The 22,232-nt window shown below is 59.4% G+C and carries 20 protein-coding genes; 6 read left to right on the top strand and 14 right to left on the bottom strand.

Annotated elements, in window-relative coordinates:
• Positions 1-70: 70 nt before the first annotated feature.
• The 3 genes from ACUNV4_RS19560 to ACUNV4_RS19550 all read right to left on the bottom strand — a co-directional run bounded on the left by ACUNV4_RS19560 (position 71) and on the right by ACUNV4_RS19550 (position 4,550).
• Entirely contained in the window at positions 71-2,173 is a 2,103-nt protein-coding gene (locus tag ACUNV4_RS19560) for a TRAP transporter large permease (protein WP_430880286.1), read from the bottom strand.
• A 1-nt stretch (position 2,174) separates the two neighbouring features.
• Positions 2,175-3,302: a TRAP transporter small permease subunit gene (locus ACUNV4_RS19555; RefSeq protein WP_430880285.1), complete on the bottom strand. Its 1,128-nt coding sequence runs from the start codon at positions 3,300-3,302 to the stop codon at positions 2,175-2,177.
• Positions 3,303-3,452: 150 nt separating this feature from the next.
• Complete coding sequence (locus tag ACUNV4_RS19550) at positions 3,453-4,550, bottom strand: TRAP transporter substrate-binding protein (protein WP_430880284.1); 1,098 nt, start codon at positions 4,548-4,550, stop codon at positions 3,453-3,455.
• Positions 4,551-5,055: 505 nt separating this feature from the next.
• On the opposite strand from ACUNV4_RS19550, the gene ACUNV4_RS19545 reads away from it, so the two are divergent.
• From ACUNV4_RS19545 to ACUNV4_RS19530, 4 genes are all read left to right on the top strand, one after another.
• Positions 5,056-5,460, top strand: a complete 405-nt coding sequence (locus ACUNV4_RS19545; protein ID WP_430880283.1) for a hypothetical protein — start codon at positions 5,056-5,058, stop codon at positions 5,458-5,460.
• Positions 5,461-5,714: 254 nt separating this feature from the next.
• Positions 5,715-6,548 carry a DUF6502 family protein gene (locus ACUNV4_RS19540; RefSeq protein WP_430880282.1) on the top strand — a complete coding sequence of 278 codons (834 nt, stop codon included), beginning with the start codon at positions 5,715-5,717 and terminating at the stop codon, positions 6,546-6,548.
• A gap of 127 nt (positions 6,549-6,675) precedes the next feature.
• Positions 6,676-7,599, top strand: coding sequence for a hypothetical protein (locus tag ACUNV4_RS19535; RefSeq protein ID WP_430880281.1), 924 nt, complete (start codon positions 6,676-6,678; stop codon positions 7,597-7,599).
• A 21-nt stretch (positions 7,600-7,620) separates the two neighbouring features.
• The gene (locus ACUNV4_RS19530; RefSeq protein WP_430880280.1) at positions 7,621-8,091 is read left to right on the top strand and encodes a flavodoxin family protein; all 471 of its coding nucleotides are present in this window, start codon (positions 7,621-7,623) and stop codon (positions 8,089-8,091) included.
• A gap of 119 nt (positions 8,092-8,210) precedes the next feature.
• Here ACUNV4_RS19530 and uvrD read toward each other — a convergent pair whose 3' ends face one another.
• The 3 genes from uvrD to ACUNV4_RS19515 all read right to left on the bottom strand — a co-directional run bounded on the left by uvrD (position 8,211) and on the right by ACUNV4_RS19515 (position 12,561).
• Positions 8,211-10,382 (bottom strand): DNA helicase II, encoded by a 2,172-nt coding sequence (gene uvrD, locus ACUNV4_RS19525; RefSeq protein ID WP_430880279.1) that lies wholly within the window; start codon positions 10,380-10,382, stop codon positions 8,211-8,213.
• A 351-nt stretch (positions 10,383-10,733) separates the two neighbouring features.
• Positions 10,734-11,729, bottom strand: coding sequence for a zinc transporter ZntB (locus ACUNV4_RS19520; protein WP_430880278.1), 996 nt, complete (start codon positions 11,727-11,729; stop codon positions 10,734-10,736).
• Positions 11,722-12,561: a mechanosensitive ion channel family protein gene (locus tag ACUNV4_RS19515; RefSeq protein ID WP_430880277.1), complete on the bottom strand. Its 840-nt coding sequence runs from the start codon at positions 12,559-12,561 to the stop codon at positions 11,722-11,724. The genes ACUNV4_RS19520 and ACUNV4_RS19515 overlap by 8 nt, the downstream gene beginning before the upstream one ends.
• A gap of 203 nt (positions 12,562-12,764) precedes the next feature.
• On the opposite strand from ACUNV4_RS19515, the gene ACUNV4_RS19510 reads away from it, so the two are divergent.
• The gene (locus tag ACUNV4_RS19510) at positions 12,765-13,415 is read left to right on the top strand and encodes a carbonic anhydrase (protein WP_430880276.1); all 651 of its coding nucleotides are present in this window, start codon (positions 12,765-12,767) and stop codon (positions 13,413-13,415) included.
• Positions 13,416-13,455: 40 nt separating this feature from the next.
• Here ACUNV4_RS19510 and ACUNV4_RS19505 read toward each other — a convergent pair whose 3' ends face one another.
• The 7 genes from ACUNV4_RS19505 to hslV all read right to left on the bottom strand — a co-directional run bounded on the left by ACUNV4_RS19505 (position 13,456) and on the right by hslV (position 19,394).
• A complete protein-coding gene (locus tag ACUNV4_RS19505; protein WP_430880275.1) occupies positions 13,456-13,767 on the bottom strand; it encodes a hypothetical protein in 312 nt (103 codons plus the stop codon).
• A 109-nt stretch (positions 13,768-13,876) separates the two neighbouring features.
• The gene (gene ubiB / locus ACUNV4_RS19500) at positions 13,877-15,547 is read right to left on the bottom strand and encodes a ubiquinone biosynthesis regulatory protein kinase UbiB (RefSeq protein ID WP_430880274.1); all 1,671 of its coding nucleotides are present in this window, start codon (positions 15,545-15,547) and stop codon (positions 13,877-13,879) included.
• Positions 15,544-16,224, bottom strand: a complete 681-nt coding sequence (locus ACUNV4_RS19495; RefSeq protein WP_430880273.1) for a ubiquinone biosynthesis accessory factor UbiJ — start codon at positions 16,222-16,224, stop codon at positions 15,544-15,546. Before ACUNV4_RS19495 ends, ubiB begins: the two co-directional genes overlap by 4 nt.
• A gap of 52 nt (positions 16,225-16,276) precedes the next feature.
• Positions 16,277-17,023 (bottom strand): bifunctional demethylmenaquinone methyltransferase/2-methoxy-6-polyprenyl-1,4-benzoquinol methylase UbiE, encoded by a 747-nt coding sequence (gene ubiE / locus ACUNV4_RS19490; RefSeq protein WP_430880272.1) that lies wholly within the window; start codon positions 17,021-17,023, stop codon positions 16,277-16,279.
• A 115-nt stretch (positions 17,024-17,138) separates the two neighbouring features.
• On the bottom strand, positions 17,139-17,492 hold the full coding sequence (locus tag ACUNV4_RS19485; RefSeq protein WP_430880271.1) for a gamma-butyrobetaine hydroxylase-like domain-containing protein: 354 nt from the start codon (positions 17,490-17,492) through the stop codon (positions 17,139-17,141).
• Positions 17,493-17,516: 24 nt separating this feature from the next.
• Positions 17,517-18,848 (bottom strand): ATP-dependent protease ATPase subunit HslU, encoded by a 1,332-nt coding sequence (gene hslU, locus ACUNV4_RS19480; RefSeq protein ID WP_430880270.1) that lies wholly within the window; start codon positions 18,846-18,848, stop codon positions 17,517-17,519.
• A 6-nt stretch (positions 18,849-18,854) separates the two neighbouring features.
• Positions 18,855-19,394 carry an ATP-dependent protease subunit HslV gene (gene hslV / locus ACUNV4_RS19475; protein WP_430880309.1) on the bottom strand — a complete coding sequence of 180 codons (540 nt, stop codon included), beginning with the start codon at positions 19,392-19,394 and terminating at the stop codon, positions 18,855-18,857.
• 279 nt (positions 19,395-19,673) lie between these two features.
• On the opposite strand from hslV, the gene ACUNV4_RS19470 reads away from it, so the two are divergent.
• The gene (locus ACUNV4_RS19470) at positions 19,674-21,221 is read left to right on the top strand and encodes a hypothetical protein (protein ID WP_430880269.1); all 1,548 of its coding nucleotides are present in this window, start codon (positions 19,674-19,676) and stop codon (positions 21,219-21,221) included.
• Positions 21,222-21,245: 24 nt separating this feature from the next.
• Here ACUNV4_RS19470 and xerC read toward each other — a convergent pair whose 3' ends face one another.
• Positions 21,246-22,232 (bottom strand): tyrosine recombinase XerC, encoded by a 987-nt coding sequence (gene xerC, locus ACUNV4_RS19465; protein ID WP_430880308.1) that lies wholly within the window; start codon positions 22,230-22,232, stop codon positions 21,246-21,248.

Here is a 22,232-nt window from a genome sequence, read left to right as displayed (position 1 = left end):
CAGAATCAGGTTCCGGCTCTGGGTAGCAAGATTCATCGTCGACCGTAAAAGCAGGCTTTGTGGATGGGCACTAATTGGCCGGCAGGAGATCCGGCAGGAAGGTCGTGATCTGCGGGAAATTCCACAACAGCACCAGGCCGACTATCTGGATCAGAACGAAAGGCCAGATACCTCGGTAGATATCCCCCGTGGTGACCGATGGCGGTGCTACCCCACGCAGATAGAACAACGCAAAGCCGAACGGCGGTGTGATGAAGGAAGTCTGCAGATTCACCGCGATGAGAATGGTGATCCACTCCGGTGGCATTAGTGCCGGATCTGCGGCATAGATGACCGGTCCGACAATCGGAATCACGATGAAGATGATTTCGATGAAATCGAGCACGAAGCCCAGCAGGAACAGCACCGCCATGACTGCCAGCAACAGCGTGCGGGGATCCTCGATACTGCGCAGCACCTCCTGAATGTAGTGCTCACCCCCGTAGGCACGAATCGACAGACTCAGGAACAGCGAGGCAACCAGAATCATGAAAACCATGCTGGTGACCTTGGTGGTTTCGCGAACCACGGAGGTCATGACCTTCTTGCTGATCAGCACGAAGCAGGAAAACAGCAGACCGAATACCGCCACATGATAGGCGGCGATGGTCACCCATACGGCAACCTTGTTCTCCAGATTGACGTCATCCAGTGACATGCGCAGATCGAAGTTGCCACGCATCAGCAGCATGATGACGACCGCAAATGCGGCCCACAGAATGATACGCGTGGCACTGCGATTGCCTTCGGACAGTCGCGCTGCTGCCAGCATGATGGCACCCGCCGCACCCAGAGCCGCAGCCGGCGTCGGACTGGTCACGCCGCCCAGGATGGAGCCCAGTACCGACACGATCAGAATGACCGGGGGCGATACCACGCGCAGCACGTCAATGTTGCTGAGCCTGGTCAGCGCCGCCTTGACGCCGAACAGGATCAGCAGAACGGGAATACCGTAATTGACAAAGCGCTCGCCCGGCGTGTTCTCGGGTCCCAGAACGAAGATATCCACCAGTACATAGGCTGCAACGCCCACGATACCGATCAGCAATGGCAGGGGCCGGTACTGAGGTTGCAGGGTCATCGACAGCAACAGGATGGTCAGCGACGCCAGCGTCACCAGAGCCGTACCGTGGGAGATCAGTCCCGTATCACCGGCGAAGGCTTGCGAGGTGATGAAGCCCATGTTGGTCAGGGCCAGCCACAAGGCTACCAGCAGAATCACCGGGCCCAGCGTCAGCAGCACCAGCAAGCCGGTGCGGTGGCCGTAGTGTGCCGCCACATCGAACTTGCCGGAGTCGGCCTCATCCAGCTTGATCGGAGGCGCCGACTTGGGTTTCAGCAGCGCATAGCCCAGTGCGTACAGGGCATACATCAGGGCCAGTACCACACCCGGTATGAATGCTGCCTTGAACAGGGTACCGGTGGACAGAACTGCCGGTTCACCCAGCATTTCCATGACCGTCTGCCCCATTTCCTTGGCTCGGTTCTCCTGACCGATGGAGTACATGTCGCCCACGATGGAACCCAGCAACACGATCACGATCGAGGGCGGAATGATCTGACCCAGTGTGCCTGAGGTGGCGATGACCCCCGTCGACAGCGACTTCGAATAACCCGCGCGCAACATGGTTGGCAGGGCGATCAACCCCATCGTGACAACCGTGGCACCGACCACACCGGTACTGGCTGCCAGCAGGGTACCGACCAGCACCACGGCGATAGCCAGTCCACCGGGCAGAGTGCCGAAGGTGCGCGCCATGGTGGTCAGCAGGTCTTCGGCGATGCGTGAACGCTCCAGCGCGATGCCCATGAGCACGAACAGCGGTACCGCCAGCAGGGTCTCGACGTTGCCACCGAAGGCGCGCGAAAAGATGCCACCCGACCAGGTGGAGAGTATGGACAGGAAGGCCCCGTCCCAGCCCTGGGGCAGTACTGGAATGATTTCGGTTCCCGCATTGCCTTCCACCAGGGTGTACAGCAGGCCGGCGTGACTCATCACGGCAATGATGCCGAAACTGACGATAGCGGAGCCGGCGATGGCAAAGGCCACGGGAAAGCCGGACAGGATGCCGATGAACAGACAGGCAAAGGTGATGATCAGCGATATTTCAACGCCATTGAGACCAAAGAACATGTCATTGGCCTCCGGATGGCTTGTTGGATCCGCCAGCAGGCGCCAGGGAAGGTGTGGAAATGTTGTCGTTCAGGTTCACGCTCTGTCTGCTGTCGGTTCGGATTCGGCGGCGTTGATGTTCGGTCTCCCGCAGGCGTTCCAGTTGTTCATTGGCGGAGGCCGTGGCATCCGGGTAGGCCGCCGCGGCCACTGTGGCATCGCCGGAGCGCACACTCTGACGGGCATCGTCCGGTTGGGATGAATCCGGCAGTGGACTGCCGAGATTGATGTCGGGCTCTGCCTGCGCAATATCGGTTGGATCAACCGGATGCGATTCTATCTCTGCCTTGCTCTCGAGCAGGGCCCACAGATTGCGCAGCATGAAGGCAACTGCCTGCAGGAACAGCAGGGCGGCAAACACCAGTATCAGTACCTTGAAGGTCCAGACCCAGGTGAATTCAGCCGTACCGGAAGTCTCCAGACGAACGCCACGCCAGCTGGCCTTGTCGGAGAAGATGTTCATGGGACGTTGCGCGAAGATCGAGTTCATCGCCAGTGGCCAGGCAAACCACCACATGAGAATGGCTGACGGCATCATGAAGAGGATGGAACCCAGAAAATCGATGAATCGCCGGGCCTTGTAGCCCAGATTGCCGTACACCAGATCGACCCGCACATGACCCCCTTCGATGAAGGTATAGGCCGATGCCAGCGCAATCAGCAGTGCGTTGTAGAGCTTGAGCTGACCGGACATCCACTGCAGTTCGGCGTTCGACAACTGCATGCCGAACGGCGAGAACAGCAGTTCGTTGCCACGAAATACCTGACCCATGATGATGATCATGACTTGCTGCATCATCAGCAGCAGCACGAACCACGAGGCCAGTTGCCCGATGCGACGGTTGAAGGCTTCCAGCGACAGGACTGTCGATTTCAGGAATCGGCGACTGATCAGGCTCAACAGCAACAGCAGCAGTACCGTGCTCAGCACCATGTACAGGAACTGCACCGACATGCCTGCCAGCGTCATGGCGACCATGCGTTCCTTGAGTACATCCATGTGGAACCACTGCCAGAGTGTCCACGGCAACATCACCAGATCGATGAAACCCTGTCCCAGGCCAGCCAGAATCGATAAGAGTGCCGCCAAGCGAGCCTCCGAAAAACGTGATCAGAAAAACCGGAAAACCGCAGCGTCAGGGCTCCTCATCGGTAAGAGGAGTGATACCGGGGCGCCATGGTGCACCCCGGTACCGGACGCTGCAGTCATTACCGCTGTTACCAGCGATTCAGGCCTGTATCAGCCTGCGACGCGAGTTCGTTGGCGAGTATAGATGCCATCGGACAGATCAGCCCAGCGAGCGGACAATTTCATGCTCTTCATGACGGAATCATGGGTCTTGGCGAAGAATTCGTCATCCATGTTCTCATCCAGCACTTCCTGGGAAGCGGCTCCGAAGGCATCCCACACGGAATCGGGGAATTCGAGTGTCTGCACACCACCAGCCACCAGACGATCCAGCGCAATCGCGTTGTTCGCCAGATACTGATGCAGGTTCCAGGAGTTGGCGTCTCCACAGGCAATTTCGATCATCTTCTGATGATGCGGCTTCAGCGATGCCCAGCGATCGGCATTGATGCCGACTTGCAGACCGGCGCCCGGCTCATGGAAACCGGAGGTGTAGTAGAACTTGGTGACTTCCTGGAAACCGGCCTTCTCGTCGGCCCATGGACCGATCCACTCGGTACCGTCGATGGCGCCTGAAGCCAGAGCCTGATACACCTCGGAACCCGGCAGCGTCTGTACGGAGGCGCCCAGCTTGCCCAGAGCCGCTCCACCCAGACCCGGCATTCTGAACTTCAGACCCTTGAAGTCATCCGCGCTGTTGATCTCCTTGCGGAACCAGCCACCGGACTGAGCACCGGTATTGCCTGCCTGGAAAGATACCAGACCGAATTCCTCACCCAGTTCACGATGCAGCTCGTGTCCACCCATGTGGTAGTACCAGTTGTTCAGTTCCAGCGCTGTCATACCGAACGGCACCGCGGTGAAGAAGGCAAAGGCCGGGTGCTGGCCAACCCAGTAGTAATCGGCACCATGGTACATGTCCGCCTGACCGGTGGTGACCGCATCGAAGACGGCCGGCAGTCCGGAGACCAGCTCGCCCTGTGCCTTGATCTCGATTTCCAGCGTGCCATCGGACATGGCGTTGACGGAATCCGCTACGCGCTGCGCTGCGTCGAATACACCCGCCAGGCCACGCCCCCAGGTGGTGACCATGACCAGCTTCTCACGACCTTGCGAGATAGCGGGTGCCGATGTGATGAGACCAGTACCGGCGACGGCGGCAGCTCCTGCTGCTCCAGCGCCTGTTTTCAGAAAGTGACGTCTTGACATGTTGCAATTCTCTTTAGAGTGATTGACAGAATCAATGAAGGTGATATGGCAATGAAAAGCGGGTCGTCCCTGTGGTGTCTGCGGATTCCGATTCCCCGCAACGCCATCTTGTTCTTGTCCGGCACAACAATTACTCACCGGTCAGCGGCGTGTAATGTAGCTCAATAGACAAACTGCCGTCTACCTAGAGAACAAGTGCTGTGATCCTTGAATTTGCAAATGAGTATTGGTTCAGGGTATCGAACCGCTCGGTCGAGGCCCCGTAACCCTCCCCCGAGAGGTTCGACAGTTTCTCGCGTAACGGTGATTCGGACTGGCGGAACCCGCTGTTGACACTGGAATGAGCCTTGCAGCACAGGTCGGAGACACGGCCGGCGTTATGATCGGGATAACCTTGTTCAGGGCAATTTTCCCTCTCGTCTGACACTCGGGGAACGTTACACTGCGACAAGCCTCTTATCGCCCGAAGCGGACAGACCGAACTGCGGATAGACACCAGCAAGCCATGAAACCCACGCGCCCATCGATTGCCCGCCTTGTGCATGCAGTTTCATGCCTGTTTCCGCTGCTATTCTGTCTGCCACTGGCAGCCAATACACTGACACCTCCGCAGATCACCATCACCACTCAGCTGACCGAGGTCCAGCGAGGCACCTTCGATGGCCGGGATTATCTGACGCTGCACATCGGCGGACACGAGATCGGCCCGTCCGGTTGTCGCAGCAATATACTGCGTATGGATACCAGCAGCGCAGCCGGTGCGGCTCGCCAGGAGGAAATCGAGACGCTGGCCCTGTCAGCCATGCTCTCGGGCTCGCTGGTGGTGGTGGTAGTGCCGCTGGATGCCAGCCAGTGTGTGGACGGCAAACCGACCTTCACCGATCTCTACCTCTCCTCGTCCAGCCCCTGATCGATTTTCCCGGCCACCGCTTTCCCTGTTGCCAACCCGACGATCAGCAGGGGTGACATCGGTGGCAGATGCCGAATTCGTCTGTCGATCCCGCGCCCTTTCCTGTTAGTATTTTCCATAGCTGGGATAAATATCCCAACTTTTCGACGTGGCGGCACATGAACCGGCGAACTACTTGCTCCGGTCTGTCAATTGCTCACCATGGAAAAACCGGCGCATAGCCCGATAGCATCACCGTCCATGACCGGAAAAGCATGAACGAAAGCCTGCAACAAGCCGTGACCAAAGTACTCTCGCCACTGGTGCGACTGCTGCTGCGTCATGGTGTCTCGCATGCAGAATTTGCCAACTGGGCGAAACAGGCCTACGTCAGGGAAGCGGAGGAACATTTCGGCATCGATGGCAAGACACCCACGCTTTCACGCATTGCCATTGTCACCGGCATCAACCGCAAGGAGGTCAAGCGCATTCGCGAACTGCCCAGTGACGTCAATACCGGCGTCAGCAAGCACAATCGTGCCGTTCGGGTCGTCACCGGCTGGTTGCAGGACCAGGAATTTCAGACCGCTCAGGGCAAACCGCGGGTGCTGACCTACGGCGACAGCAGCGACAGCTTCAATCAGCTGGTGAAGCGCCATGGCGGTGATGTGCCAGCCCGTGCCCTGCTCGATGAACTGGAACGCGTGGGAACCGTGCAACACGAGGCCGGCAAGGTGTCACTGTTGCATCAGGGTTACGTACCGCAGCAGAGCGAATCGGCCTTGCTGGATATCTTTGCCACCAGTGCCACCGACCTGCTGACCACCCTGGACTACAACCTGAATGGCCATGATCAGCGACGCCTGCAGATGAGCGTGGCCTATGACAATGTCACGAGCGAAGGTCGGGAACAGTTTCGTCAGCTCAGTGCCACCGAGGGACTGAAGCTGTTGCGCTCGCTCGATGCTGCCTTGTCCGTGCACGATCAGGGCAGCGATACCGGCGAGGCCGACAAGGGACACCACCGGGTCGGTCTGGGACTCTACTGGATCGAAGATATCGAACCGCCACAAGACACTGTGCACAAGGCAGACAAGAAGGATGACTGACATGTACAACACCCGGTCTGAATGTCGCTCTGCCACAAGCGTGGGCCTGCTGAGAATCCAAACAGTACCCGCAACCGGGGGCAGGACCCAACGCAAGTCCCCTGGCAGAACCCTCGGCACGCTGCTCTTGCTGTTGTGGTTGCTGCCATTTCTCGGCGCCTGCGACGGCGGAATCTTCGGTACCGGCGATGGTGGCGATATCATCAATCCGGATAATGTCGAGGGTTCCGATCCGACAGATGGTGCCGGTGATGGCGACGGCCAGACCGATGCGGGCGACACGCCCGGGCCGGATGATGCCGACAACGGAGGCACTGCCGGCGGTAGCGAGACCGCACCGCAGGCACGTGGCTTCGAAAACCTGCTGGCAGGCAGTGATCGTGAGACCCCGCTGTTGTCCCTGATCAACCTCAGTCAGTCCCCCATCACTGCCTTCGCCGATGCCGATACCACAGCCCTGTTCACCCCGGCCATCCAGCCCGGTGACGTGTCGTCGCTGGTCGCCGTGCCCTTGAACAGTCAGTCCCTGAGCCTCATCGAGGCGGACGAGGGACGTCCGCAGTTGCTGCTCTCCCCACTGAATCTTGGCGTGTCATCGGTCAGCACTCTCATCGTCAGGGATCGATTCGACGAAACCGATACCGATTCGGATACCAGTGGCGCTGAGCCCGACTCGCCTGCCCCGCTGGTGGAGATACTGGCCCTGCCCTCTCGGCTATCGCCCGGCAGCGATGCACTGGCACGCGTGCGCATACTGCAAGCCTATGCCATTGCCGGAGATACGCGATCGGCGCAGATGCTGTTGCTGCCCGCGGGCGACGATCCCGGCGGCAGCGAGGTTTCCCTGGGGTCCGTGTCGCCGGCAGACTTCCAGCAGATACCCGATTATCGCGAAGTGACTGCTGGCAGCTATGCAGTGCAGGATTCCCTGCAACGCTTCTCCCCTGTACCAGTAACGCTGGCAGCAAGTCAGTCCTATACTCTGATACTAGACGGCAGCGATGACGTGATCATGATCGTGCAGGACAGTGAATCGGGTGATCCCCGATAGTTTCCCAGGAGTCTCGATCCCATGACCGCGAGAAAGAAACTGCTTGTCGTGTCTCACGCCCCTTCCGAGAACACGCAACTGCTGCTCGACGCTGTCATCCGCGGCGCAAGGCATCCCGATATCGACAAGGTCGAGATCAGCTGCCGCGCCCCGCTGGAAACACACCCGGAAGATATCCAGTCAGCTCAGGCGCTCGTCATCGGCACGACCGAGAATCTGGGTTACATGGCAGGCTTGATCAAGGACGTCTTCGACCGCTGCTACTACCCTTGTCTGGAACGCACTCAGGGCCTGCCGTTCACCTTCTATGTTCGCGCAGGCCATGATGGTACCGGTACACGACGTGCCATCGAGAGCATCAGCACCGGCTTGCGCTGGCGATTGGTGCAAGAGCCATTGATCTGCCGCGGCGAGTTCAGTGACACCTTCGTGACGCAGTGCGAGGAGCTGGGCATGAGCATGGCTGCCAGCCTTGAGGCCGGCATCATTTGAGACCCGATTGCCAGACCCATCCGCCGGAACGACGCGTATCTGTTCGAACCCGGGTCAGCCTCGATGAGACATGAGTCCATGACCGGAAACCGCCTTCGGCCGATGGCGCTCCGCTCGCGCTAGGCCGGCTCCAGCTTGGCATAGGCCAGCACCAGCCATTTGCTGCCAACGTCCTCGAAATTGACCTGTACGCGAGCCTGCTTGCCACGCCCTTCCTGATCCAGCACCACCCCCATGCCGAACTTGCCATGGCGCACACTCTGTCCGATGCTCAGGCCGGTATCGCTGGCCTCTTCGACAAACCGGGTGGATTGCTGGGGGCGATAGACCGGCATGCTGACCTGCATGCGTGGCCGGATTTCCTCCACCAGGTGGTTGGGCAGTTCGGTCACGAACTTCGACGGGGGATTGTACTGGTCGCGACCGTGCAAACGGCGCTGCTCTGCCATGGTCATGTACAGCTTGCGCTCGGCCCGGGTGATACCGACATAACACAGACGCCGCTCCTCTTCCATGCGCAGCGGGTCTTCCGCCGACCGCTGGTGGGGAAACAGCCCCTGCTCCATGCCCGCCATGAACACGATCGGAAATTCCAGTCCCTTGGCCGAATGCAGGGTCATCAATTGCACGGCATTGTCGTCCGCTTCCGCCTGACCTTCCCCGGCCTCCAGCGCGGCGTGTGCCAGGAATTCATCGACGGCACTCATGTCGGGGTCTTCATCCTGCTGATGCACGAAGGTGCGTGCTGCATTGGCCAGTTCCTCGACATTCTCCACCCGGCTCTGGCCACGATCGCTGCTGTCCTTCTGAAAGTGCTCCAGCAGACCGCTGAGCTCGGTCACGGTCTGTACCTGCTGGGGCAAGGCCTGCTCGTCGATGGCCTCGCGTATCGATTCGATCAGGGACAGGAACTTGCCGACAGCGGTATTGGCCCGTCCGCTGAGTCTCTTTTCCCGCACCAGATCGCTTGCCGCCTGCCACAACGGGATGCTGCGTGCGCGGGCTTCGGCGCGAATGTCACCGACGGTCTTGTCGCCGATGCCTCGCGCGGGCTGGTTGATGATGCGTTCCAGCGACACATCGTCATAGCTGTGGGTGGCCAGCCGCAGATAGGCCAGCGTATCCTTGATTTCGGCCCGTTCGAAGAATCGCAGGCCACCATAGACGCGATAGGAAACGCCTGCCGCCACCAGGTATTCCTCGACCACGCGTGACTGTGCATTGGAGCGGTACAACACCGCACAGTCGCGCCGTTGTCCACCGTCAGCGACGTGATCGACAATGGTCTCGACAATGAATCGGGCTTCATCGGTTTCGTTGTAGGCGTTGTACAGGGTAATCGGGGCACCCTCTGCCCCTGACGTCCACAGGTTCTTGCCCAGCCGTCCCTGATTCTTGTCGATCAGCGCATTCGCCGCATTCAGAATCGTGCTGGTGGAACGGTAGTTCTGTTCCAGTCTGACCAGATCGGCACCAGCAAAATCCTTGTCGAAATTGAGAATGTTCTCGACTCTCGCGCCGCGCCAGGCATAGATGGACTGGTCATCATCACCCACCGCAAACACATGTCCGGTCTCACCGGCCAGCAAGCGGATCCAGGCGTACTGGATGGCATTGGTATCCTGGAACTCATCGATCAACAGATGCTGCAGGCGTTTGCGGTAGTGCGCCAGCAGGGCAGGCGTATCCCGCAGGGTTTCCAGCGAGCGCAGCAGCAGTTCGGCAAAATCCACGGCGCCAGCACGCTTGCAGGCCGCCTCGTAAGCTGTATAGACCCGGATGTACTGTGCCGTGATCGGGTCGTTCTCGTCGTCGATGTGTTCTGGCCGACGCCCCTCATCCTTGTGACCATTGATGAACCACTGCACCTGGCGAGGTGGAAAATGGGTTTCATCCAGCTCCAGGGTGCGAACGACTCGCTTGACCAGACGCAGCTGATCGTCGGAATCCAGAATCTGAAAGGCCTGAGGCAGATCAGCCTCTTTCCAGTGGGTACGCAGAAAACGGTGCGCGATGCCATGAAAGGTGCCGATCCACATGGGCCCGACCGTCTGACCCAGCAGCTGCTCCACCCTGAGACGCATCTCGCGGGCTGCCTTGTTGGTAAAGGTCACGGCCATGATGCTGAAGGGAGACACGCCTTCCACCCGGTTCAGCCAGGCGATGCGGTGCACCAGTACACGGGTCTTGCCACTACCGGCGCCGGCCTGCACCAGCAGGTGCCCGGGAGGTGCCGTGACGGCCTGACGCTGTGCGTCGTTCAGTGAATCGATGAGGTCTGATACGTCCATCATCGCATGGTAGCAATGCACAGCCCGGAACGCACCCATCCGCTGAGTATTTATCCAGTTAACCGGATCAGGATGATTACTGCCAGCGAACCGGCGACAGACCGCCCAGCCATTGAACGAGCCCCCTGGCAGACTCGGCGTGTCAGCCTCGATGAAGACATGCAGACGCGACTCGGAAATGTGTCAGACCGGTGAATACAGTCGCGCACGGAGTGTTTTCCGAACCGTGGCTTGGTTACTCCAAGTGAGCTTTGCGGAGGGCCGCCCCGAAAAAACGAGTACGCGGCTGTAGACGCCGGTATAGCGCGAGCCATAGGCGGTTTCTGGTCGTGGACTTATGTCTCACTGAGGCTAGATCCACTTCAGCCGTCGGAACAGCCAGATGACCAGTACCGCGAAGCCAAGCATGCCAAGGCACAGCAGCGTGAAGGCAAAGGGGCTGTTGATGCCCGGCATGCCGCCGACATTGACCCCGAACAGGCCGGTGAAGAACCCCAGAGGCAGGAACACCGCCGAGATCACCGATAACACGAAGAGCCGATCGTTCATGGCCTCGGCACGATCCTCCACCAGTTGCTCCTGCAGCAGCAGGGCACGCTCGCGGATCATGTCCAGATCTTCCAGCAAGCGTACCAGGGCATCCTGGGTATCCCGCAGCGAATGCCGGTCATCGCCCACGAGAAAGTCTTCACTTTCGCGCAGGAAACCGGCGAGCGCTTCGCGCTGAGGCGCCATGTAACGTCGCAGTGTCAGCACCATGCGACGGAAGCTGCTGATGCTGCTGCGCGACGAGGCAGAGGAAGTCTGCAACAGTTGCTCTTCGAGTTCATCCACCCTGTCGTCCAGCTCGGCAATCACCGAACTCATGCGGGTTACCAGCTGTCGACTGATCGCCGCAATCAGTGCGCCACTGGAATGCACCGCGGTGCCACCGCGCAGCATGTCGCGGACGTCTTCAGCCGCCAGAATCCGGGTGGCACGAGTGCTGATGACAAACCGCCCGGTTGCCCACAGACGCAGGGATATCATGTCCTCCGGATCAGCCCCGGGGTTGAGGTTCACACCGCGCAGGTTCAGCAGGTAACCGTGTTCATGGCGCACGATCCGCGGCCGTGTATCATCCTGCAGCAAGGCGGCCAGCACCTGGCTGTCGACCTCGGCCACCGTTCGCAACCAGTGTTCGGCATCCGCCGAGCGACGATTCAGATGCACCCAGCACCATTGCCCCGGCTTGTCGATCTGCAGATGCTGCATGGCTTCCCAGTCCAGCTCGATGACCCGCCCATGTGCATCCACGCGAAAGCCGTGAATCAGCGCATCGACCTGAGTCGTCATCGGATCAACCATTGCAGGCACGCGATTCCCGGTTCGCGCGATACCACTCGAAGAATTCCTTCATCATTGCCTTTTCCAGGGTCATGATCTGATCCGTCGGACAGAATACCGACAGGGTCGTCACCAGTTTGGCCGCCTCATTGGTGGAGAATTCCACGGTTGGCTGTGCATCGGGTATGTCGATGCCGGTTCGCTGCTCCAGCATCTTGTTGTAACGCTGGGCTGTTTCGATGAAATGCCCGGTGATGGCCTCGATCCTGGCCTGCAGCTTGTCCTCGGCATCGATCGGAAACGCATCAGGTTCGATGGTGATATCGAAGCTGTGAAACTGGTAGCGCCGCAGGAAGTTCTGGTTGGTGACGGTACTGGTCAGAAACAGACTGTTCGGCAACACCGCCGTTCGGCCGGTATAGGTATAACCGCGGCGCTCTATTTCCTGGATCGTGGTGGTCATGAAATTGCGCTCGATGACCTCGCCGAAATGCGGCCCCAGAGATATCCAGTCGCCGATGGCAAATGCCCGGCTGGTACGGATCACGAATGCTCCCAGCAGGCACAGAGACAGCTCCTTGGTTGCAATCACGATTGCCACGGCGATGGCCGTGATGGACAGGATGAATTCCTGGATCTGAGGCAGCCATAACACAAGTACGGTCAGCAGGATCACCATCACGGTCGTGACATGCACGGTCGACATGGCACGGTGTTCCGACACCGTCAGGATAGTGCGGGTGCGGCGAATCCGGCGAATGACCAGACCGCGCAACAGCAAGGCGCCCAGGATGATGACAATGGTCAGCGTCACGCGATGAGCCAACAGGTTCTGTAGAACGGCGTAGGTCATTTCATTCCTGCAAGCTCTCGTTTCTCCGACCCATCTGCATGATGCAGTTTTACCGGAAACACAGCTAGTCGAACCACGGACAGCGAAAAACAGTCAGAATAGCCCGTAGAACGGCAGCACGCTCCCATCACCGGGTTCGCCCATGCGATCGGAGTTGGCCTGCCTGGTTCAACAGACCCGTCCATACCGATACGATAATCGACATGATATCTGCAGATGAAGCCCTGAAGCGACTCAAGACCGGTAATGACCGGTTCGTCGCCGACAAACACGATCTGGCGGACCTGACCAATCAGAGTCGTCGTGCCAATCTGATCGAGGCCCAGACACCTTTCGCCATCATTCTGGGCTGCTCCGATTCTCGCGTGCCCGCCGAAATCATATTCAATCAGGGTCTGGGTGACCTGTTCGTGATTCGCGTCGCCGGCAATATCGTTGCACCCTCGCTGCTCGGCAGCGTCGAGTTCTCGGCCGTTCAACATCGTGCCCGACTGGTTGTCGTACTGGGCCACACCCTGTGCGGCGCCATACAGGCAACGATCAGTGAGCTCAAGCAGCCCTCGGCCAATCGTTCACCCAACCTGCAATCCATTGTCAATCGCATCCAGCCTTCGGTGCAGACGCTGATGGAGGCCGGCCTGGGGCACGATGATGAGCGCCTGACCAAGCTGGCCACCCGTGCCAACATCCGCGCATCCGTGGCACACCTCAAACATGGCTCACAGATTCTGGAAAATCTGGTGGCCAATGATGGCCTGCGAATCGTCGGTGCAGAATACTCGTTGCAGACCGGCAAGGTCGATTTCTTTACCGATGACGAGGGTACGGATCAGTTGCCCGTCATCGAACACTGATGCTACCGGTGGAAGGCAGGCTGACTGCCTTCCGCCACTGTCACGAAATCGGTATCCAGACCCCGTCAAAGGCGCTCAGATCCTCTGGTCCCAGACGGCCCTTGGCATACAGTTCGTTGAGTGCATCTTCATCCAGCACCCGCTCCCTGCCCTCGGCGTCGGCATAGATCCATTCGCCATAGATCGCCATCAGAAACAGAGTCTCCAGAATATCGCCGATACGAACGGCGTGTTCATTGGCGAACATCTGCAGATCATCGATCGTCAGGGCCTGCTGACGTTTCTCGTATTCCCCATAGAGAAATGAGGAGATTCCTTCGTCCCACAACGGGTCAAGCTGAGGTTGCTGCATGCGTCTTTCACTGATGGGCAATTGGTCGTGTCGAAGACGCAGCAAACATGCTGCCAGTACCCTGCCGGCAATGGCCCCCGTGTCCGGAAGTGTGGACAGGTAGCGATTATCAGCGGCGACGCAATCCCGCCATGAGAAATGCAGCACCCAGCAGTGCCGTGAGCAGCACCCACCAGGGAACCGTGTCGGACCCTGCCATGACGTTTGCACTGCCCAGCAGCGCCGCTGACAGCACAATGGCAGCTCCGGTGATGCTGTAGCGCAGGCCTCTGTCCGCGGTATCAGCCCCCTGGCGCCAGCCGGTTCCGGGGGCGCGCTTCACGGACCCGGACGCCAGCTCCCTGCGCAGCAGCTGGTTCTGCAGATCGACATGATCATGCACCATCATGGGCAATTCGGGCATCGCCTTCAGCATCTGCGGCGCCTGGTCGACAAAGCGGCGCAGGATGGTCTGCGGGTTGTTGCGCTTGACCACCCAGCGTTTCAGGAACGGCTTGCCGGTGGCCCAGAGGTCAAGGTCGGGATACAACTGTCGCCCCAGACCTTCGATGTTCAGCAGGGTCTTCTGCAGCAGGACCAGCTGCGGCTGTACCTCCATGTCGAATCGACGTGCAATATTGAACAGCTGCAACAGCACATCGCCGAGCGAGATTTCGGCCAGGGGCTTTTCGAAGATCGGTTCGCAGACGGCGCGCACCCCCGCTTCCAGTTCGCTGACACGCGTCCCCCGTGGTACCCAGCCGGAATCGATATGCAACTGTGCCACCCGACGATAATCCCGTTGGAAGAAGGCCAGCAGGTTCTCGCCCATGTACCGTTGATCCTCATCGGTCAGCGAACCGACGATGCCGAAGTCGACGGCAATGTATTGCGGATTGTCCGGATGCTCCCGCGACACGAAGATGTTGCCCGGGTGCATGTCGGCATGAAAGAAGTTGTGATCGAACACCTGGGTATAGAAGATTTCCACCCCATGCTCGGCCAGTTTCTTCATGTCCATGCCGATGGCTTCCATGGCCTTGATATCCCGAATGGGGATGCCACTGATGCGCTCCTGCACCATGACCGAACTGCGCGTGTAATCCCAGTGGATTTCCGGAATATACAGCGTATCTGAGTCCTTGAAGTTGTTGCGCAGCACCACGGCATTGGTTGCCTCTGCCACCAGATCCAGTTCATCGTGAATGGTCTTGTCGTACTCTGCCACGACTTCACGCGGGCGCAAGCGCTTGCCGTCACGCAGGGTTGCGGCTGCGATGTCGGCCAGCAGATACATCAGGCTGACATCCCGGCGTATGGTTTCACTGATACCCGGGCGCAGAACCTTGACGATCACTTCACTGCCATCGTGCATGACGGCCCCATGGACCTGAGCGACCGAGGCCGATGCGATCGGCTGATCCTCGAAGCTCTGGAACAAGACCTCGACCTTCTCGTTGAGTGCCCGTTCGATCTCGATACGAGCCAGCTCACTGGCAAAGGGTTTGACGTTGTCCTGCAACAATGTCAGTTCATCACCGATATCATCCGGCAACAGGTCGCGTCGGGTCGACAAGGCCTGACCCAGCTTGACGAATACCGGACCCAGCTCTTCCAGTGCCAGACGGATACGCTGGCCCCGCGGCAGGGCACGAGTCTCGCTGTTCATCCAGCGCGTGGGTGACAGCAGAAACAGATGACGCAGAGGGTGCGCTGCCGTATTTTCCAGAAACAGCTCTTCCAGCGCGTACTTGACCATCACGTGTTCGATACGCGCCAGTCGGGCAATTCTCACCATCATGCCCCGGACTCCGGCGCAGCAGGCGAACCGGTCGAGCCTTCGTCAGACTCGTTGGAGATGGATATCGTGCCCGTCGCATTCCCTTGACGTTCGAGTCGCTGCACGCGAGCAGCCAGACGATCCACCGCCGCCCGGACCTCGTCCACCTGCGAACAGAAATCGCGCACTTGCGTGTCGACGGCCAGCAACTGTGATTCCTCCTGCAGATAGTCCCGGCTGTTCTGCTGCAGGGACGAGCGGGTTCTCGTCAGCCAGCCACCGAACTGTCGACCGAGCGTGCCCAGACGATGCGTCACGGCATCGCCAAGCACCGGTGCCATGAACTCTTCCCAGTCAGGGTCCAGACCGGCCAGAATGTCCTTGAGTTGCTGACCGGTGTGCAGATCTCCCTCGATGCTGACTTCCCCCCGGTAGAGCGCCTCATTGCCTGCCGTCAGCGAACGCAGCGCCCGGGCACTGCCACTGATGGTGGTATCGGCAGCGTCATCGGCGTCGCCCACGACATGCACCTTGCCGTCCACCACGGACAGGGCCAGAGACAGTGCAGGCGCGGACACCCTGATGCAGATCAGCTTGCCCTCGATGGCGGACAATCTGGCCCGAGTTTCCGGATCGAGTACCAGCAGCGCCTCTATGGCTTGTTCGATGGCGACATTCAGCGGTGTGGGCAGTGACATGCTCTGGAGGGCCGGGTGCAGGTGTCGAGGAAGGGTTGATCTGGCAGTCTGTCTACAACTTGAAGCCCTTGTGCAGGGCCACGATGCCGCCCGTCAGATTGTGATAACTCGTCATGCCGAAGCCGACATCGTCCATCATGGACTTGAGCGTTTCCTGATCCGGGTGCATGCGGATGGATTCCGCCAGATAGCGATAGCTGTCAGCATCGTTGGCAACCAGCTTGCCCATGATCGGCAGGGCCGAAAAGGAATAGGCATCGTAGGCCTTGCTCAGCAATGGCAGCACCGGTTTGGAAAATTCCAGTATCAGCAATCTGCCACCGGGTTTGAGTACCCGGTTCATCGACGCCAGCGCCTTGTCCTTGTCCGTCACATTGCGCAGACCGAAAGCGATGGTGATGCAATCGAAGGTATCGTCCTCGAAGGGCAGGCACTCGGCATTGGCCTGGGTGTAGTCGATATTGCCCACGACGCCGCCATCCATCAGCTTGTCGCGTCCGACGTTCAGCATCGAGGCATTGATATCGGCCAGTATCACCAGGCCATCCTTGCCGACCCGACGGGAAAACTTGCCAGCCAGATCCCCGGTACCACCGGCTATATCCAGAACACTCTGTCCCAGCCGAACACCGGACTGATCGATGGTGAAGCGCTTCCACACACGGTGCACACCAAAGGACATGAGGTCGTTCATGACATCGTACTTGGCAGCCACCGAGTCGAAGACCTGTCCGACCATGCCCGCCTTGGCTTCCGCGTCCACAGTCTGATAGCCGAAATGTGTCTTGTTATCGCTCACGCCCTGCCCACCCTGTCCTGAAAGACCAGCATCATGGCTGGTATGTCCGGCTATTCAGCCAAATGTTGTTCGTCTTGTATCCGAATACGGGCCTGACATCTCGCCAGACCAGTCTTCAGCTCTGACGGGTCTTGCCAGCCGCTTCCAATCGTTGCAGATAGCGTTGCCAGTTTTCCTCGTAGTGCCTGCCCAGTCCGTACAGATACTCCCAAGTAAACAGCCCCGAGTCGTGACCATCGTCGAAGTGTATCTTCAGGGCATAGTTGCCGCTGGGCGTCAGAGCCGAGATACCGACATCCTGCTTGCCATGCTGCAGTACCTCCTGTCCCGGCCCATGACCCTGCACTTCGGCCGAAGGTGAGTGCACCCGCAGATATTCGCAGGGCAGATTGCACTCGAACCCATCGTCGAAATGCAACTCGAGAACCCGGCTCTTCTGATGCAGCTTGATGTCGGTAGGTCTTGCCATGTCGATTGAATTGCTCGGCGATGTTTACAGGATGTAACGACTCAGATCGACATCCTGCACCAGATCTCCCAGATGACCGTCGACATAGTCGGCATCGACCTTGATGGTCGTACCGGCAGAGTCGGACGCTTCGAAGGAGGCGGTTTCCAGCAGTCGTTCCATGACCGTGTGCAGACGCCGTGCACCGATGTTCTCGGTACTTTCATTGACCTGCCAGGCCACCTCGGCAATGCGCGCTATGCCATCGCTGGTGAATTCCAGTCCGACTTCCTCGGTACCGAGCAAGGCCACAGCCTGTTCGGTCAGGGAGGCATCGGGTTCACTGAGTATCCGCTGGAAGTCCTGGCTGCTGAGTGCTTCCAGTTCCACCCGGATCGGCAGCCGTCCCTGCAGTTCGGGAATCAGATCGGAGGGCTTGGACAAGTGGAAGGCACCACAGGCGATGAACAGGATGTGATCGGTCTTGACCATGCCGAACTTGGTGGACACGGTACTGCCCTCGATCAGGGGAAGCAGGTCGCGCTGCACCCCATCACGCGAGACATCCACCCCGCTGCCACGCTCGCCGCCGCGTGCCACCTTGTCGATCTCATCGATGAAGACAATGCCATTCTGTTCGATGTTCTCCAGTGCCTGTGCCTTGAGCTCTTCATCGTTGATCAGCTTGGCGGCTTCCTCTTCCACCAGATGCTTCATGGCTTCGCGGATCGGCAGCTTGCGCTTGCGAGTCTGACCACCGCCCAGGTTCTGGAACATGCCCTGCAGTTGCTGCGACATCTCTTCCATGCCCGGCGGTGCCATGATTTCCACGCCGCTCTGTGGCTGACTGATCTCTATCTCGATTTCCTTGTCATCCAGATCGCCTTCGCGCAGCTTCTTGCGAAATTTCTGCCGCGTGCTGCTTTCGGGGGTCTCGGTGACATTGAATCCGACATTGCTGGCCGGCGGCAGCAGCACATCCAGTACACGCTCCTCGGCTGCATCCTCGGCGCGATTGCGCTGCTTCTGCATGGCCTGCTCGCGCGTTTCCTTGAGCGCGACATCGGCCAGATCGCGGATAATCGATTCGACATCGCGTCCGACGTAGCCCACTTCGGTGAACTTGGTGGCCTCCACCTTGATGAACGGGGCATTCGCCAGTTTGGCCAGACGTCGGGCAATTTCCGTCTTGCCAACGCCGGTCGGCCCGATCATCAGGATGTTCTTGGGCGTGATCTCGTTCTTGAGAGTCTCGTCCAGCTGTTGCCGACGCCAGCGGTTGCGCAAGGCAATTGCCACCGCACGCTTGGCATTGGCCTGACCGATGATGTGCTTGTCGAGCTCTTGTACGATCTCGCGCGGAGTCATGTTGGACATGGTGATCTAAAAATCCAGAGTTTCTATCGTCAGATTGTTGTTCGTATAGATACAGATGTCTGACGCCGTTTCAAGGCTGTAGCGCACAATCTCCTGTGCAGACAATTCGGTGTGATCCAGCAGGGCTCGTGCCGCAGCCTTGGCATAGTCTCCCCCCGAGCCGATGGCAATCAGGCCATTTTCCGGTTCGATCACGTCACCGTTACCGGTGATCACCAGAGATGCCGTATCATCGGCAACCGCCAGCAGGGCTTCCAGCCGACGCAGCATGCGATCGGTTCGCCAGTCCTTTGCCAGCTCCACGGCGGCGCGCGTCAGCTGACCTCCGTGTGCTTCCAGCTTGGCTTCAAAGCGTTCGAACAGGGTAAAGGCATCGGCCGTACCGCCGGCGAAGCCTGCCAGCACCTTGTCGCGATACAGGCGTCGCACCTTGCGGGCGTTGCCTTTCATGATCACATTGCCCATGCTCACCTGGCCATCGCCACCGATGACCACCTGGTTGCCCCGGCGTACGGAGCAGATCGTGGTTCCGCGGAACTGTTCCACTGCATCAATCCTCATTGGGCACATTTTCGGACGAAAATGCGCAAGTCGTTGGCAGTCTACTGCTGCAAGTACGTGCAGTGTACCTGTTGCTCGCCCGGACAGCGGCAAGCGAAACTGCACGACACCCTGTCCGAACCGGCCAGATCCGCCATTTCTGCCTCGGACAGGACACCAGAGTCGCGGCATCAGGCCGGCCAGTGCAGAATATTCCGACAAGCTCACACAAGTGCGTGTTCTGGTGCCGGACCAGGCACTGTTGCGTGTGATAGCCTCATCGCCATGCAACTCACTGTCCCACACCGCACGGTAGCCGATACCGGCAGCTTTCCGGTCAATCCCGATGGTGTGGCCGCCTGGCTGAAGGATCTGCGTCCTCTGGAGGCGGAATCGGATGCCCGTGAAGTGTATCGCGGACTCAAGCACAGTAACCGCCTGCACAACGATGTCGACCAGCGACGCGCTGTCATCAGCTGTTTCATACCGGTGCTGCGTGAGCTGCATGTGCATCTGAGCGAACTCAGTCATGCCCAGCCCCTGCCGCTGACTCGCGAATTCTCCCGCAATGCCCGGCTGCGTGATGCCTTGCTGCGCGAAGAGGCCTTTGCCTTCAAGATCCTGCTCTCTGACAGTGAAGCACCGCTGGCCGATGATGCACGTCGTGCCATGCAGGCTCTTGCCCGACAGGCAGAGTCCGTTGCACACGCCTACCGGCGCATCCCCGATGCCCTCATCCAGGATGCCCATCAGCTCTACGCACTGGCCGAAGAGCACCGATTGCTGTCGGCTCGTCAGGGTTCCGAACTGCTGTCGCTGCAGGATCACTACCGTTTCATCCTGTTGGTCAGCGTGGCCGACCTGACCCAGCAACGAGCCCGTCAGCTGCAACTGGTGCTGGATTTCCTGCGCAGCAGCGTGGCCGACATTCATATCGAGAAAGGACGCAGCAGCGACACGCTGCAACCGACCGATTTTGCCGTCAATCTGATTCAGGGATCCAGACCGGAACCGGCAAGGAGTCTGCTGGCGGAACATCCGGAACAGCTGCGCTGGTTCAGCGTGGCGCCTCTGCTGTACCGGATCGACAAGTTTTCCGCCCGGATTCGTCCCAACCCGACCGGTGTTCTGGGCAGCGATGTGCTCGAGCGACAGTCGCTGGCCCGTCTGCATGTGGCCCTGTCACGTGCCCGGCATCGTCGCACTGCCAGGCAGATCCAGCATGCACCGCGCCGAGTCGTGTTCGGCCACAAGGAAGTCTGCGCTCACCTGCTCTACCGCCCTGACGACACCCCCAGTCAGGAACAGTCCGGCTGGATAGTCGTCAACCAGTCATCTCAAGGCATGTCCCTGATCAATGAACAGTGTCGGGCAGGACTGGTTCAGGTGGGCGAATTGATCAGCATCACCGAACCCAACAAGCCACTCAGAACGCCGGAAGAGCGCAACAGCAGCAAGATCAATGCGCTGCTGGGGGTCGTGCGATGGGTGCATGCCCGCGGCACCGAAGGTATCAGCATGGGCGTGGAGATACTGGCCATCAGCGTTCTGCCGGTCAATGTCACCCGGGAACGTCCACGGGATGCCGGCATTCAGCCGCCATCATCGAGTGCTCTGAACGAAGTCGACTCCCGTGCAGTCGGGGAAAATGCACTGATCATTGCCTGCAAGGTGCAGCGGGCCGTGATGCAGACCATTCTGCTGCCCTGCTATCTCTATCAATCCGGCGATCGCCTCACCGCCTCCCAGGGCGGACGCTCGCGCAAGGTACAGCTGCGCAAGTGCCTGCAGACCAACGGTCTGTTCAGCCAGTTCTCACTGACCGACGGCTGAGCGTTCCAACGCCGTCCAGCTCGGTCAGCTGTCTTCCTTCACGTTCTTGCGCCGTGCCCGCGGGTGCGCTTCATCGTACACCTGCGCCAGATGCTGGAAATCCAGATGGGTGTAGATCTGGGTGGTACTGATGTCGGCATGGCCCAGCAGCTCCTGCACTGCGCGCAGATCACCGCTGCTCTCCAGCAGATGACTGGCGAAGGAATGACGCAGCATGTGCGGATAGCAGTCTCGATCCAGTCCCTGGGACTCGGCCAGCTTCTTCAGTCGCATCTGCACGGTTCTGGGGGCAATGCGCTTGCCGCGGGTACTGAGGAAGACAGCCCGTTCATCAGCGCCCGGCAGACTGCGACGATAGCCCAGCCACTTGTTGATCGCCTTGACCGCATGTTCGCCGACGGGCAGATCACGCACCTTGCCGCCTTTTCCGGTGACCCGAACCTGACCAACGCTCAGATCCAGATCGGCCAGGTCGATGCCGACCAGTTCGGCCAGTCGCAAACCGGAGGAGTACATCAGTTCGAACATGGCCAGATCCCGACAGATCATCGGATCATTGAGATTCTGCGCCAGCAGTCGGCTGACTTCCTCCGGATCGAGCGTGGACGGCAGGGCTTTCTTGTCCTTGGGGGCCAGGATGTCCTGGGCCGGGTTCAGATCACACTCACCGGCTCCCAGCAGGAAGTTGTACAGACCGCGCAACGCTGACAGGCGACGCGCCAGACTGCGTCCGGAAATGCCGCTGCGATGCTGCTCGGCAATGATGGCCCGCACGTCATCGCTGCGCAGTGACTGCCAGCCGTCGATTCCCCTGCTCAGCGCCGAGCCTGCGACAGCTCGCAGGTCACGAGCGTAATTGCTTACCGTATGTGGCGAGCTGCGCCGGGCAACTCGCAACTCCTCGAGGTATCGCTCGATCGCTGAATCGAACACCGATACCGCCTCGGACTCGGCGCCGTCGGGCGACAGGTCCGCCGTGACACCGCCGCCAGACTGCTCGCCGCTGTCCAT

It is taken from the genome of Granulosicoccus sp. 3-233, assembly GCF_052681095.1.
This window is presented reverse-complemented; position numbering and strand designations above follow the sequence as displayed.